Source organism: Roseovarius sp. (assembly GCF_965277045.1).
GTDB lineage: Bacteria > Pseudomonadota > Alphaproteobacteria > Rhodobacterales > Rhodobacteraceae > Roseovarius.
The window spans coordinates 231,098-244,402 of the sequence record NZ_OZ255712.1 but is presented as its reverse complement, the minus strand read 5'-3'; the positions used below and the strand labels follow the sequence as shown (position 1 = coordinate 244,402).

General features: G+C 64.1%; 12 protein-coding genes and 1 tRNA gene. 5 read left to right on the top strand and 8 right to left on the bottom strand.

Annotated elements, in window-relative coordinates; all coding sequences use genetic code 11:
* The first annotated feature begins 19 nt into the window (after positions 1 to 19).
* Both sfsA and map read left to right on the top strand, forming a co-directional pair.
* Entirely contained in the window at positions 20 to 721 is a 702-nt protein-coding gene (gene sfsA, locus ACQY4V_RS01210; protein WP_222449214.1) for a DNA/RNA nuclease SfsA, read from the top strand.
* A gap of 60 nt (positions 722 to 781) precedes the next feature.
* Positions 782 to 1,609, top strand: coding sequence for a type I methionyl aminopeptidase (gene map, locus ACQY4V_RS01205; protein WP_428515132.1), 828 nt, complete (start codon positions 782 to 784; stop codon positions 1,607 to 1,609).
* A 469-nt stretch (positions 1,610 to 2,078) separates the two neighbouring features.
* On the opposite strand, the gene ACQY4V_RS01200 is transcribed toward map, so the two are convergent.
* From ACQY4V_RS01200 to ileS, 3 genes are read right to left on the bottom strand one after another with little or no spacing between them, the layout of a single operon-like run.
* Positions 2,079 to 3,230: a benzoate/H(+) symporter BenE family transporter gene (locus tag ACQY4V_RS01200; RefSeq protein WP_428515131.1), complete on the bottom strand. Its 1,152-nt coding sequence runs from the start codon at positions 3,228 to 3,230 to the stop codon at positions 2,079 to 2,081.
* Positions 3,230 to 3,469: a DUF3253 domain-containing protein gene (locus ACQY4V_RS01195; RefSeq protein ID WP_428515130.1), complete on the bottom strand. Its 240-nt coding sequence runs from the start codon at positions 3,467 to 3,469 to the stop codon at positions 3,230 to 3,232. Before ACQY4V_RS01195 ends, ACQY4V_RS01200 begins: the two co-directional genes overlap by 1 nt.
* 28 nt (positions 3,470 to 3,497) lie before the next feature.
* Positions 3,498 to 6,464, bottom strand: a complete 2,967-nt coding sequence (gene ileS / locus ACQY4V_RS01190) for an isoleucine--tRNA ligase (protein WP_428515129.1) — start codon at positions 6,462 to 6,464, stop codon at positions 3,498 to 3,500.
* Positions 6,465 to 6,889: 425 nt separating this feature from the next.
* Between ileS and ACQY4V_RS01185 the strand changes: the two genes are divergently transcribed.
* Positions 6,890 to 7,309, top strand: coding sequence for a group III truncated hemoglobin (locus tag ACQY4V_RS01185; protein WP_428515128.1), 420 nt, complete (start codon positions 6,890 to 6,892; stop codon positions 7,307 to 7,309).
* Positions 7,310 to 7,423: 114 nt separating this feature from the next.
* On the opposite strand, the gene ACQY4V_RS01180 is transcribed toward ACQY4V_RS01185, so the two are convergent.
* From ACQY4V_RS01180 to ACQY4V_RS01170, 3 genes are read right to left on the bottom strand one after another with little or no spacing between them, the layout of a single operon-like run.
* Positions 7,424 to 8,431, bottom strand: coding sequence for a YcjF family protein (locus tag ACQY4V_RS01180; RefSeq protein WP_428515127.1), 1,008 nt, complete (start codon positions 8,429 to 8,431; stop codon positions 7,424 to 7,426).
* Positions 8,428 to 8,853 carry a GNAT family N-acetyltransferase gene (locus ACQY4V_RS01175; RefSeq protein WP_428515126.1) on the bottom strand — a complete coding sequence of 142 codons (426 nt, stop codon included), beginning with the start codon at positions 8,851 to 8,853 and terminating at the stop codon, positions 8,428 to 8,430. Before ACQY4V_RS01175 ends, ACQY4V_RS01180 begins: the two co-directional genes overlap by 4 nt.
* Positions 8,850 to 10,277, bottom strand: coding sequence for a YcjX family protein (locus ACQY4V_RS01170; protein WP_428515125.1), 1,428 nt, complete (start codon positions 10,275 to 10,277; stop codon positions 8,850 to 8,852). Before ACQY4V_RS01170 ends, ACQY4V_RS01175 begins: the two co-directional genes overlap by 4 nt.
* Positions 10,278 to 10,381: 104 nt before the next feature.
* On the opposite strand from ACQY4V_RS01170, the gene truA reads away from it, so the two are divergent.
* Both truA and ACQY4V_RS01160 read left to right on the top strand, forming a co-directional pair.
* Positions 10,382 to 11,149 carry a tRNA pseudouridine(38-40) synthase TruA gene (gene truA / locus ACQY4V_RS01165; RefSeq protein ID WP_428515124.1) on the top strand — a complete coding sequence of 256 codons (768 nt, stop codon included), beginning with the start codon at positions 10,382 to 10,384 and terminating at the stop codon, positions 11,147 to 11,149.
* A gap of 48 nt (positions 11,150 to 11,197) precedes the next feature.
* Positions 11,198 to 11,274 (top strand) — tRNA-Arg (locus tag ACQY4V_RS01160).
* A 77-nt stretch (positions 11,275 to 11,351) separates the two neighbouring features.
* Here the strand turns inward: ACQY4V_RS01160 and ACQY4V_RS01155 are convergent.
* Both ACQY4V_RS01155 and ACQY4V_RS01150 read right to left on the bottom strand, forming a co-directional pair.
* On the bottom strand, positions 11,352 to 12,578 hold the full coding sequence (locus ACQY4V_RS01155) for a recombinase (RefSeq protein ID WP_428515123.1): 1,227 nt from the start codon (positions 12,576 to 12,578) through the stop codon (positions 11,352 to 11,354).
* Complete coding sequence (locus ACQY4V_RS01150) at positions 12,568 to 12,936, bottom strand: hypothetical protein (protein ID WP_428515122.1); 369 nt, start codon at positions 12,934 to 12,936, stop codon at positions 12,568 to 12,570. Before ACQY4V_RS01150 ends, ACQY4V_RS01155 begins: the two co-directional genes overlap by 11 nt.
* Positions 12,937 to 13,305: the final 369 nt, after the last annotated feature.

Genomic DNA, 13,305 nt, shown 5'->3' with positions numbered 1-13,305 from the left:
TCCGGTATAGGCATGGCGGATGCGCTTTCAAACCCCTCTTGAACCGGCCACGCTGATCCGCCGCTACAAACGCTTCCTCGCCGATATCAGGCTCGAGGATGGGCGCGAGGTGACGGCCCATTGCGCCAACCCCGGCTCGATGATGGGGCTGGCGGACGAAGGAATGCGCATCTGGGTCGAACCCAATGACGATCCGAAGAAAAAGCTGAAATACGGCTGGCGGCTGGTCGATCATGGGCACGGGCATTTCACCGGCGTCGACACCGGCCTGCCCAACAAGGCCCTCAAGGCCGCGCTGACCGCCGGCGACATCCCCGAGCTTGCCGCCTACGACACCGTCCTGCCCGAACAGAAATACGGGCAAAACAGCCGGATCGACTTTCTTCTGCGCGGCCCGGACCTGCCCGACGCCTATGTCGAGGTCAAATCCGTCACGCTCAGCCGCGAAAAGGGCCTCGCCGAGTTCCCCGACAGCGTCACCGCCCGCGGCGCCAAACACCTGCGAGAGCTGGCAGACATGGCCAAATCCGGCCACCGCGCCGTGCTCTTCTACCTCGTCCAGCGCACCGACTGCACGCGTCTGACCGTGGCCGCCGATATCGACCACGTCTATGCCGAGGCGCTGCTGATGGCCCGCCTCGCGGGGGTCGAGGTTCTGGCCTACGATTGTGCAATCACGCCCGAAGAGGTCGAAATTCGGCGCACATTGCCCCTGCGGTGACCTGCCCCTCTGGTCCTATGGCCGAATTCGGCCTACATACACCTCAAAGAATTGACTCGCATGGACCCAGACGTGAACGAACAACACCGAGGCAGACTGACCCGCGACGGCATCCGCATCCACGAGGCGGCGGATTTCGCCGGCATGCACAAGGCCGGCGCCCTGGCCGCCGAGATCCTCGACGAGGTCGCGGATCTCGTGGAGGTGGGCCAGACCACCGCCGTTCTGGACAAGTTCATCGAGGACAAGGTCACCGAGGCGGGCGCGAAATCCGCCACCATCGGTTACAAGGGCTACCAGCACGCCAGCTGCATCAGCGTCAATCACGTGGTCTGCCACGGCATCCCCGGCGACAAGAAGCTGAAGGATGGCGATATCCTGAACATCGACGTCACCGTGATCGTCGACGGCTGGTATGGCGACACCTCGCGCATGTATGTCGCGGGGCGCCGCAACCGCAAGATCGAGCGCCTGATCGAGGTCACCCATGACAGCCTGATGAAGGGTATCGAGGCGGTGAGACCCGGCAACACCTTCGGCGATATCGGCCACGCCATCCAGAGCTTCGTCGAAGGCCACCGCATGAGCGTGGTGCGCGATTTCTGCGGCCATGGCCTGGGCCGGGTGTTCCACGCGCCGCCCAACGTGCTGCATTACGGCCGCGAAGGCACCGGCCCCACGCTCGAGGAAGGCATGTTCTTCACCATCGAGCCGATGGTGAACCTCGGCCGCCCCGAAACCAAGGTGCTCTCCGACGACTGGACCGCCGTGACCCGCGACCGCTCGCTCTCGGCGCAGTTCGAGCATTCCATCGGCGTCACCGCAGACGGGTGCGAGATATTTACCCTGTCCCCGGGTGGCCGCTTCCATCCGACGTGGAGGGGCTAGCCGAAGCGCAAGGTCCGCAAGGGCGGCTTCGAGTCCATCGCCGACAAGCGTGATCTATAGCCCCGAGCGCCATCGACGGGCCGCGGCGCGGCGATCCGACGGTGGGTCGGCAGCGCTTTATCCCGGCCAGATCCGAAACAGGATTGAGCGATGCACCGAATTTCACCCAATCGCCGGGCCGTGGGGGCGGCCCGTCGATGGCGCGGGGCCTGCGGCCTGAGTCCGCGCCGGGACTGCAGATCAAACGTCTTTCATGTCCGCAAAGCCGACATTCGTGCCACCCGCACCGAATGCCGGTATCGAGTCCGTTGCAAGACACTGGTATCGCGCCCCCAGCCGGTTAACAGCCGCGAAGCGGCCCGGCCATCGTCAGCCCTTCCCTTGGGCTGACGCTCGCCTCCGTCGTGCCTTGCATCAAAGCATATCGAGCTTCGTAGGGTGGGTGAAAACCCACGCGCCACTCCTCGGCCTACCCCTTCACCCACTTCACCGCCTGCACCAACCCCCCGGCCAGGAGCCCCCACACGGCGCCCCCCAAACCGAACACCGTCACGCCCGAGGCCGTGACCACAAAGGTGATCACCGCCGCCTCGCGATACTCCGCATCGCCCAGCGCCGCCGCCGTGGAATTGGCGAAGACGCCCAGCAGGGCCACCCCCGCGACGCTCGCCATCACCATCGGCGGCGCAAGGCCCGCGAATGCCGTGATCACCCCGGCAAACACGCCCAGGATGCAATAGAAAACCCCCGCCATCACCGCCGACCAGTAGCGCTGGCCCGCGTCCGGGTGGCTGTCCTCGTCCGCGCACATCGCCGCCGTGATCGCCGCCAGACAGGTCTGCGGCGCGCCTCCCGGGGCCGACAGTACGCTGAACCCGCCGACCACGCTCAACAGAGGCCCGGGTTCCGGCGCATATCCATGCGCCCGCATCACCGCCAGCCCGGGCACGTTCTGCGTCGCCATCGTCACCACGTAAAGCGGCAGGCCGATCCCCAGAACGGCGGCCAGCGAGAACTCGGGCATCACGAATACCGGCGCCGTCACCCAGCCCCCAGCGTCGAACGCGGCCAGGTCGCCGTAGACCAGCACCGTGATCCCCGCCGCAACGACCGCCCCCGGCACCGCCAGCAGCTTGTTGACCCGGCCCAGCACGAACCACGCCGCCAGGATCGGCCCGATCACCACCGGCGTCTCGGCCACTGCCAGTACCGGCACGACCACCAGCGGCATCAGCACGCCCCCCAGCATCGCCTGTGCCAGCGGCGCCGGTATCGCCGCCGCCAGCCGCCCCAGGGGCCGCCAAAGGCCCGAGATCACCGTCAAAGCCCCCGCCAACAGGAACCCGGCAACGGCACCGGCAAACCCGGCTTCCACCGGCGCCGTCACCGCCAACAGTGCCGCCCCCGGCGTCGACCACGCGACCGAGGCGGGCATCTTGGTCCACAGGCTCAGCACGATCCCCGCCAGCCCCATCGCCAGCGCCGCCGCCATCAGGCCCGACGCCGCCTGCGCGTCGCTCGCGCCGACCGCGGCCAGCCCCTGCAACACGATGGGAAAGGAACTGAAGAACCCGACCATGGCCACCACGAACCCGGTCGAAATCGTCTGGATGGGTGGCATCACGTCTCTCCTTCGGCCAGCCCCAGCCGGATCGGCCCCTTTGCCGCGACCGGGTCGACCGTCACCCCTTTCTGCGTCGCCACCAGCGGCAGCCCTGCCGAAACCTCACGCACCCGCGGCATCAAATCCCGCCAATCCTCGGACAGCGCCCGCGCCACCTCGGACGGGCAAAACGTCTTGCCCGCCCCACGCTCCCGCGCCAGCCGCATCAATGTCTTGGCGATCTCGTCATCCGTCATGGCCGTCGGGTGGGGTTTCACCCCACCGTCACCCCAACGCCTCGTTACACCGCGCACAGACCCCCGGATGCGTGTGCGTCCCCACATCCGGCAGGATCTTCCAGCAGCGCTGGCACTTCTCGCCTTCCGCACGCTCGAACACCACGGTCACCCCGTCCACCTCGGGCAGCCGGTACGCCTCCGCAGGGCTGGGGTCGTCGGTCAGCCGGATATCGGAGGTGATGCAGATATCGTCGAAATTGACCGATTTCAGCACTTCCAGCGCCTCGGCATCCCGCACATGCACCACGGGTGCCGCTTCCAGCGACGCCCCGATCACCTTGTCGGTCCGCTGCACCTCCAGCGCCGCCGTCACCACGCGCCGCGCCTGCCGCACCGTGGCCCATTTCGCCGCCAGCGGCTCGTTCAGCCATTCCTTCGGCGTCTCGGGGATATCCACCAGGTGCACGGAACTGTCGTCCCCCGGGAACCGTTCCAGCCAGACCTCTTCCATCGTGAACACCAGCACAGGCGCCAGCCACGTGGTCAGGCGGTGGAACAGGATATCCATCACCGTCCGCGCCGCCCGCCGCCGGGGCGTGTCCCCGTCGCAATACAGCGCATCCTTGCGGATATCGAAGTAGAACGCCGACAGCTCCACCGTGGCGAAGTTGAACAGCGCCTGGAACACCCCCTGGAAATCATAGGCGGCATACCCCGTGCGCACCCGGTGATCCAGCTCCGCCAGCCGGTGCAGCACCCAGCGTTCCAGCTCCGGCATGTCCTCGGGCTCCACCCGATCCGCGTCGCTGAAATGGCTCAAGGCCCCCAGCAGGAAGCGCATCGTGTTGCGCAACCGGCGATAGCTGTCGGCGGTCCCTTTCAGGATCTCCGGCCCGATCCGCTGATCATTGGTGTAATCGGTCTGCGCCACCCACAGCCGCAGGATATCGGCACCGTATTGCTTGACCACCTCGTCCGGCACGATGGTATTGCCGAGCGACTTGGACATCTTGTTGCCCTTCTCGTCCAGCGTGAACCCGTGGGTCAGCACGCCGCGATAGGGCGCATGCCCCGTCGTGCCGCAGGATTGCAGCATGGACGAATGGAACCACCCCCGGTGCTGGTCCGTGCCTTCAAGATACAGGTCCGCCATCCCGTCCTCGGACCCGTCCTCGCGGTCGCGTAGGACGAACGCATGGGTCGAGCCGGAGTCGAACCAGACGTCGAGAATGTCGTCGACCTTCTCCCACTCGTTCGGGTCATAGTCATTCCCCAGGAACCGCTCCTTGGCCCCCTCCTTGTACCACGCATCCGCGCCTTCGGCCTCGAACGCCTCCAGGATCCGCGCATTGACCTTTTCATCCCGCAGCAGAAAGCCCTCATCCGTCGGCATCGCGCCCTTCCTGACGAAGCAAGTCAGCGGCACGCCCCAGGCCCGTTGCCGCGACAGAACCCAGTCCGGCCGCGCTTCCATCATGGAATAGAGGCGGTTACGCCCTGTCTTCGGAGTCCACTGCACCTTGTCGATCTCGGTCAGCGCACGCTGCCGGATCGTGGTGCCGTTCTCGTCCTGCCCGTCACCGACTTCGCGGTCGATCGCGGCAAACCATTGCGGCGTGTTGCGATAGATCACCGGCGCTTTCGACCGCCAGCTATGCGGGTACGAGTGCTTGATCTTGCCCCGCGCCAGCAATCCGCCCACCTCGACCAGCTTGTCGATGATCGTCTTGTTGGCGTTGCCCTCCTTGCCCTTGCGATCAAGGATATAGGTCCCGCCAAAGAACGGCAGGTCGGCGCGGAAACCACCATCGTCCATCACGTTATAGGTGATGACCTGGTCCAACCATGTCCCGCCATCCGGATGATCTCCCATGCTGCGGTACAGCTCGTATTCCTCCATCCCGTGGCTGGGCGCGCAATGCACGAACCCGGTGCCTTCCTCGTCGGTCACGAAATCGGCGGCGCGAAAATCGCGCAGGTCGTCCCACTCGCCGTTCGAGCCTTCGGCGCCGTGCAATGGGTGCTTCAGGCTGAGACCAGACAGCTCTTCGGCACTCACGTCCCGCACACGGCTCCACTGGTCGTCATTCAGCCGCGCCCGGCCCATCACGTCCGCCGCCAACTTGTCAGCCAGGATGTACTTGTCGCCCACATTGGCCCAGCATTCGTCCGGCGTGCCCGTGACCTCGTAAAGGCCATAGGCGATGTCCTCGCCGTAAACGACGGCCTTGTTCGACGGCATGGTCCAGGGCGTGGTGGTCCAGATGACCACGTGGGCACCCACGAGTGACGCCGAGTCAGTGGACTCTGTGAAAAACGGAGGCAGTTCACCCGGTGCAACCTCAAACTTCACCCAGACGGTAAAGCTCTCCTTGTCGTGGTACTCCACCTCCGCCTCGGCCAGCGCGGTCTTCTCGACGGGCGACCACATCACCGGCTTCGACCCCTGATAGAGCGTGCCGTTCATCAGGAACTTCTGAAACTCCTCCGCGATGATCCGCTCTGCGCGGAAATCCATCGTCAGGTAGGGCTTCTCCCACTTGCCGGTCACGCCCAGCCGCTTGAACTCGTCGCGCTGGATGTCGATCCAGCCTTCGGCGAACTTGCGGCATTCGGCGCGGAAGTCGACGATGTCGACCGCGTCCTTGTTCTGGCCCTTCTTGCGGTACTCTTCCTCGATCTTCCACTCGATCGGCAGGCCATGGCAATCCCAGCCGGGGATGTAGCGCGCATCGCGCCCCATCATCTGCTGGCTGCGCACAACCATGTCCTTCAGGATCTTGTTCAGCGCGTGGCCGATATGCAGATGCCCGTTGGCGTAAGGAGGGCCATCATGCAGCGTGAAGGGCTGGCGCGGCTCGGCGTCCGCCTTCTCGCGCAGGCGGTCATAGACCTTCAGGCCGTTCCACCGCTCCAGCCACTCGGGCTCGCGTTTCGGCAGGCCCGCGCGCATCGGGAACTCGGTCTGCGGCAGGTTCAGCGTGTCTTTGTAATCGGGTGTGTCAGAACACATCTGTGACGTCCTTTGTCACTGGCATTTCAATCTCTGGGTGGGGGCGGCGCGGTGGTCCATACGCCTATGATCCCGGCGGCTCGTCTGTTTCAGAGCGCCGGGCATGTAATTCGAATGATGATCGCAAAGCGGGTCATGATGGGGGGCGTTATAGGTGGGCGCGTTCCAAGGAGCAAGCCGTAGAACCCGGGCTCACCACCCGCGCCAAGACTTTTCAGAAAAGTCTTGGCAAAAGCCTTCTCAAGGCTTTTGCAACGCCCGCCCCGTTAACGCGCCGAATCGGCCAAATCCGCACCGTCGGCGGACCACCCGGATACCGACGCGATACCGACGTGCCGATTTCCTGCAATCCGGCGGCGTTAACCATGTTTTCCGAATCGTGTTTCCCATTGCATCCGGCCCATCCAACGGTCAGATTCGAGGCCATGACACCGGCCCTGCCCCCCCGTTTCGAGATCACCCGCGCCGAGATCGAGCGTGTCGTGGCGGCCTTCTATGCCTCCTGCCGCGCCCACCCCGGGCTGGCCCCGGTCTTTGCCGCGCATGTCACCGACTGGCCCGCGCACGAGACCCGCGTCAGCGATTTTTGGGCCAACACGATCCTGCACGAGCGGTGCTACGTGGGCAATGCCATGCAGGCCCATGTGCAGGCGGGCAACGTCAAACCGGGCATGTTCTCGACATGGCTCGACCTCTTCGACACCACGCTGCACTCCGAGCTTTCCCCGACCAAGGCCGCCGCCTGGTCGGCGCTCGCGCACCGCATCGGCCAGACCCTGCGCGCGGGCGTCGTGAACCGCGAGACCCTGCCCGGTGGCATCCCGAAACTGGGCAACCCGTTCTGACGCACGGCCCCGCGACCGGACGTTAACGATTTTCCGCTAATTTGGGTAAAGTCGCGAGGTTAGACCTGCCATGGGGCGAAAATACCGACGCGCCGAGCGAAAACCACCGCTCGTTTACCCTTTGTTAACCCCGCTGAAGAGCCCGGTCAGCGCCCGTTGCACCATCCGCGTCACCGAGGGGCGCTTGCCCGCCCGGAACGGCAGGGGCCGGCACACTTCCATCGCCGCGACGCCCACCCGCGCGGTCAGCGCGCCGTTCACGATCCCCTCGCCGAACCGGCGCGACACCTTGGACAAAAGGCCCCCCCCGGCGACCGAGCCAATCAGGTCGTCGCCAACCGCCACGGCGCCCGTGGCCACAAGATGCGTCATCACCGCCCGGGCCAGCCGCCAGCTGCCCAGCGTGCCCGACCGCCCGCCATAGATCTCGGCAATCCGCCGGATCATCCGCAGGTTCGACGTGAGCGCCGCGATCACGTCGGCAAAGGCCAGCGGCACCACCGCCGTCACCGTCGCCACCTGCCGTGCGGCGGCCTCGATCTCGCGCGCCGCGGCCCGGTCCAGCGGCGCCAGCAGTTCCGTCTCGGCCAGCCCCAGCAGGCTGCCCGCATCCATCTGCTCGGGGCCATAGTCGCGCAGCCGGTCCCGCCCCCAGCTGGTATCCTCGCGCCCCGCATAAAGTTGCGTCAGGTCCTGCACCACGCCCCGCGCCTGTTTCAGGTCCGCCCCCGCCAAAGCCGCATCCGCCGCACGGTGCAGCTTGTCGATCCGCGCCAGCCGCGAAAACGCCGCCATCTCGCGAATGACAATGATCAGGCAAACAAGGGCAAACGCCGCGATCAGCGCGGTGACGGCATAGCCCAGCACCACGTTGCGGGCCAGCAGAGCATTCACGAAATCCCAAGCGGCAAAGGAAATCACCGCCCCCAGAATCGACAGCAGCAACCCCCAGAACCACCGCGCCAGGCGCGACGGCTTCCTGGCCGCCAGCGTCGCCACGGTCTGCATCGCGCGGCCCTCCGGATGGCCTTCCACCACGGGGTCCGGCACCGGCGGCGCCATGTCGGGGCGGGGGCTGTCGCCCTCCTCTTCGATGTCGATCAGAACCGGCCGCTTGCTCATGTCTCCACCCTGCGCTCCGGCGGCCAGACCATCAGGATCTCGGGCCGCCCCTCGTCATTTCTCGCACCATCCGCGCGTGTCTTTTCGGCAAATCCATGGCGGCAATAGAACCGCCGCCCCCCGGTGTTTTCCTCGGCCACCCAAAGGTTTAGCCGCTCGTGCTGGTCCTGGGCATCCTGCAACAGAACCCGCCCCAGCCCGCGCCCCTGCGCCCGCGGATGTACGTACAGCGCATGCAACTCGGCGCCGCGGCAGAGGCTGAAGCCAGCGACGCCAGCGCCATCCGCCACGGCCCGGACACAACCCTGCCGCGTCACGCGCAGCATGATCCTCAGGTCATCCCACCAGTGCCCATTCCGGTGCCGCCAAAGGACCTCCAAGAGCCCGGGCACATGCCACAGCCTTGCGGGGAACGGGGTCATAACCGATCCCCGATCAGGAACTGCGCCGCCCGGTCCAGCCTTATATGCGGCGGGCCTTCTCCACGCTTCAGCGTCAGCCGCGCGGGCGCGAAATTCATCACCTCGTACTCGGCCTCCAGCCACGCCTCGGCCCCGTCCCGCGCGGGGCCCAACAGGTGCGCCGGGTCCTCCGGCAAGGCACCGGGATAGAACGCCGCCTGCTTGCCGCGCTCGCCTTCGGGCGTCATCAGCGTGCCCCGCACACAGTCCAGCGTCTGCCCGCCATGCTCCCGCGTTTCCTCGGTCGTGGCCCTGAGCGCGGCGATCGCCATCCCCGCCGTCTCGGCCCCGGCGAAATCCGCCCGGTTGCGCGCATCCCGCATCAGCGCCTCGATAATGCCGGTGAGCCGCCCATGCTGCATGTGGTGCAGATGGTCGGCCTTGGTGGCCGCGAACAGGATCTTCTCGACCCGCTGCCCGATCAGAAGCCTGGACAGAAAAGCGTTTCGCCCCGGCCGGAACGCCCCCAGGATATCGGCCATCGCGCGGCGCATGTCCTCGACCGCCTGCGGGCCGTTGTGAATGGCGCCCAGCGCATCGACCAGAACGACCTGCCGGTCGATCCTGGAAAAATGATCGCGGAAGAAGGGTTTGACGACCTTGGATTTATAGGCCTCGAAACGCCGCTCCATCTCGCGCCAGAGCGACCGCCGCGGCGGGCTTTCAGGTTGGGGCAACGGCGCAAAGGTCAGGACAGGAGAGCCGGCCAGATCGCCGGGCAGCAGGAACCGCCCCGGCGTGCAATCCGACAGCCCCGCCGCCCGCGCCGCGTTCAGGTAGGCGGTGAACGCCTCGGCCAGCGACTGCGCCACAGGCTCCTCCAGCTTGACCGTCGCATCCACCTCGCGGGCCTTTGCTAGAAAGTCTTGCGCCTGCTCACGCGACGCCAAACGGCCCAGGGTTTCGGCGGACCACTCGGCAAAGCTCTTGTCCATAAGGCCAAGGTCCAGCAGCCATTCACCGGGGTAATCCACGATATCCAGGTGCACCGTCCGCGGCCCCTGCAATCCGGCCAGCAAGCCCGACGGGCGCACCCGCAGCGACAGGCGCAACTCCGAAACGGTCCGTGTGCTGTCCGGCCAACGCGGCGTCTCGGCGGTCAGCGCGCCCAAATGTTTTTCATACTCGAACCGGGGCAGCGTATCGTCGGGCTGCGGTTGCAAATAGGCCGCCGAAATGCGTCCTTCGGCGGCGGCGACCAGCCCCGGCATCCGCCCGCGATCCATCAGGTTGGCCACCAGCGAGGTGATGAACACCGTCTTGCCAGCGCGGCTCAGCCCCGTGACACCCAGCCGGATCACCGGCTCCATGAACGCGCCAGACAGCGTGTCGCCCACGCGTTCCACGCCGCGCGTCAGCCCATCTGCGATATCCGAAAGCACCAAACTGCCCCTTCTCTTTCCGCTAAAGATAGGCCGCGCACCCGGCATGTGCCAGAGGGGAGCGTTGGGGGATTGTTCCCCGCCCCCGGCCACGCTAAGGCCTTTTCATGCCCCGCTATGCATTGAAAGTCGAATATCACGGCGCGCCCTTCGCCGGCTGGCAGCGACAGGCCGATCAGCCTTCGGTGCAAGGCGCGATCGAGGATGCGCTGGCGCGGCTGGAACCCGGCCCGCACACGATTGCGGCGGCAGGGCGCACCGATGCTGGGGTGCACGGGCTGGCACAGGTCGCGCAGTGCGACATGACCAAGGACTGGGACCCGTTCCGCCTGTCCGAGGCGCTGAATTTTCACCTGAAGCCCTTGCCCGTCGCGATCCTCGACTGTGCGCAGGTCGCCGACGACTGGCACGCGCGCTTTTCCGCCATCGAGCGCCGCTATCTCTTTCGCCTTCTGGTCCGCCGCGCTCCGGCCACCCATGACAAGGGGCTGGTCTGGCGCGTGCAGAACGCTCTGGATGTGGAGGCCATGCGCGAAGGCGCGGCCCATCTAGTGGGGCACCACGATTTCACGACCTTCCGCTCGACCATCTGCCAGGCGAAAAGCCCTGTGAAAACAATGGACGAGATCGCCATCTCGCAGGTCGAAGGCCTCGGCGGGCGCGAGATCCAGTTCCGCCTGCGCGCCAGGTCTTTCTTGCACAACCAGGTGCGCAGCATCGTCGGTACGCTGGAGCGCGTCGGCGCCAGGGCCTGGACACCGGACCAAGTGAAAGCGGCGCTCGAGGCCCGCGACCGCGCCGCCTGCGGCCCGGTTTGCCCGCCACAAGGCCTCTATCTTGCGGGCGTGTGCTATCCCGAGGACCCCTTCGCGTGATTTCGCCTTTGAATTCGCATCCGCGCTTGGGTAAGGCTTTCGCCAAGCGGTCCCGTAGCTCAACTGGATAGAGCAGCTGACTTCTAATCAGCAGGTTCGGGGTTCGAGTCCTCGCGGGATCGCCAATTTTTCAATGCGTTAGACAGATCACGCAAGACATGTTGGATCGCGTTGGATCGAGGATGTTCGCGATCTGATCCAACTATCGATTCCGTCTCAATTGAACGATCTGATTGGCACCATCGCTTCGGTTCCTCGAATACCGGTTTGTTGTCGAGACGCTAGCATGCTGCGCCGCATCGCGAAGTGCGTAAGGATCGACGCCGAGGCTTTTCGCTTCGGTGACGGCCGCTGCTCGCACATCCATCATCCAGATGTTTTTCGGTAGCCCTGCTACTTTCCGCATTCGCGCCCAGGCCTGGGTCCACCCGCTGGACGTATAGGGTAAGCCGCCAACACGCATGGACACGATGACCGGACCGACGGGTTTCTCGGGGCGCAACAGCCGAAGCCTGGATTGAATTTCCGGCAACGGTGTCAGGTCGAACCAGTAAGGATCGGGAAGGCTCTTCACAGTCTTCGAGATCACCTTGGAAAAGCCTTTGAGATCGGGATCAAACATGTCCCATGTCAGCCCATCCTGCCAACGCCTGCCGTTGCGGATAATTCCTCCGTCCCGCTCATCGGCTTCAAGCCACTGACCTCGGACATCTACTGCGCGCAGCGTGAATTCGAATTGCATCAGGATCCCTACGGCAAAATCTGGAAGTCCGGCTGCATCTGCAGCTGCAACGATCTGGTAGATCTGCTCTCTGGTAGGCGCCACCTGACGCCCGGCACCAACTTGAAAGCGCATCTCCCCCAATGTCTGCGCAACAGCTGCAGCCTCCCTGATCTGCAGGGCCTTGCCATAACGTGCAACGCGTCTGAGTGTATTGAAAAAACGGTGGATGTAAGATGCTGAACGACCTTTCTCCTCCATGGCCTTCTGGGTGCGCTTGATCTGCTCGTATGTCAGATCCTGGATCGGCATATGCCCAATCGCTGTTTCCAGCTTGGCAAGTTGCTGAAGATACCCATGCTTCGTATTCGCTTTTACTTCGTGGATCGGGGAGAATTGATCAGACCTGTAGCGAGCGATCAGATATTGCCACGTTCCGATCTGTATCTTCGGCTGATCTAGGTTGTCCCACCACCGCACGAGCTCTTGTGTCAACTGACGACAACGCAAGGCGCGCTCATGTTGATGTTCGTCATCTGGATGACCGGGTTCACCAACCTTTACAGCTCTTACATGGTACCCCGCGTCGAGATATTTTTTCGGACATTTCCAGCGGGCCTGTCGCTCTTGCCGGTCTCGCCCCGACCACGAAAGACATGGCGCATAAAGCGGGTCGGAGCCGTCCCAAAGAGCCTCTTTAAATGGCATCGAGATCCACCTCCGTTCGGGGTTTTATACCGGATATAGCATCTGTCAGTGCGTCTGGGATACGTCGGCGATGATCTATCCAAGCATCCACGTCGGCCTTGTGGTAGTAGTTTGTAAGAGGGTCACGTTTCGGAAAACCTTCGCTCTCCAAATTGTCGCGCTTGCGAAGGAACTGGTCCTTCGACATTCCAAGACGTTTCGCAGCCCACGAAATCGAGCCGAAGGCGCTACAGTCGTCAAAAGTTAAATCTTTACTCATGCCGGCACACTCTCCGTCTTGCATGAAATTAAAGGCATGCAATTCGGCAATGACAAACATCATTGTCTCAACTTCAAGAAACAGTTCGTCCGAAGCCAATCTCTGAATCTAGCGAGTTCGAACACAATCGAAACCGTGCTGTAGAGATGAATTGCTTGTCTGCTTTCTCAAGAATGCTTGCCGAAGCGGACATGTATTTTGAGGCTTAATTTAGCCTGACCTGTCAAAGATATCTTTTTGTGTACGTGCGCGCAATAGTCGTCAGCCCAGAATGCGACGGAAAGAAAGCGCTCGTCTACGAATCTGCCTGCGAGTGAGCTTCTCGTCGCGTCTCGGGTGGACATTGGATCACGGGCCTGGAGCATACTTGCAGGTGCATGATGTGGCGCATGATGAAAAAGCCGATACACGCAGCGCAGATCAGGTGCAGTATCAAGGCCCAAAGACTAGTCAGAATTCCAGTCACAG

Coding starts and splice junctions, on each gene's coding strand:
- ACQY4V_RS01175 (WP_428515126.1), bottom strand. CDS start 8,853: ATGACCCCGTTCCCCGCAAGGCTGTGGCATGTGCCCGGGCTCTTGGAG.
- ACQY4V_RS01180 (WP_428515127.1), bottom strand. CDS start 8,431: ATGAGCAAGCGGCCGGTTCTGATCGACATCGAAGAGGAGGGCGACAGC.
- map (WP_428515132.1), top strand. CDS start 782: ATGGACCCAGACGTGAACGAACAACACCGAGGCAGACTGACCCGCGAC.
- ileS (WP_428515129.1), bottom strand. CDS start 6,464: ATGTGTTCTGACACACCCGATTACAAAGACACGCTGAACCTGCCGCAG.
- truA (WP_428515124.1), top strand. CDS start 10,382: ATGCCCCGCTATGCATTGAAAGTCGAATATCACGGCGCGCCCTTCGCC.
- ACQY4V_RS01185 (WP_428515128.1), top strand. CDS start 6,890: ATGACACCGGCCCTGCCCCCCCGTTTCGAGATCACCCGCGCCGAGATC.
- ACQY4V_RS01200 (WP_428515131.1), bottom strand. CDS start 3,230: ATGCCACCCATCCAGACGATTTCGACCGGGTTCGTGGTGGCCATGGTC.
- ACQY4V_RS01195 (WP_428515130.1), bottom strand. CDS start 3,469: ATGACGGATGACGAGATCGCCAAGACATTGATGCGGCTGGCGCGGGAG.
- sfsA (WP_222449214.1), top strand. CDS start 20: ATGCGCTTTCAAACCCCTCTTGAACCGGCCACGCTGATCCGCCGCTAC.
- ACQY4V_RS01155 (WP_428515123.1), bottom strand. CDS start 12,578: ATGCCATTTAAAGAGGCTCTTTGGGACGGCTCCGACCCGCTTTATGCG.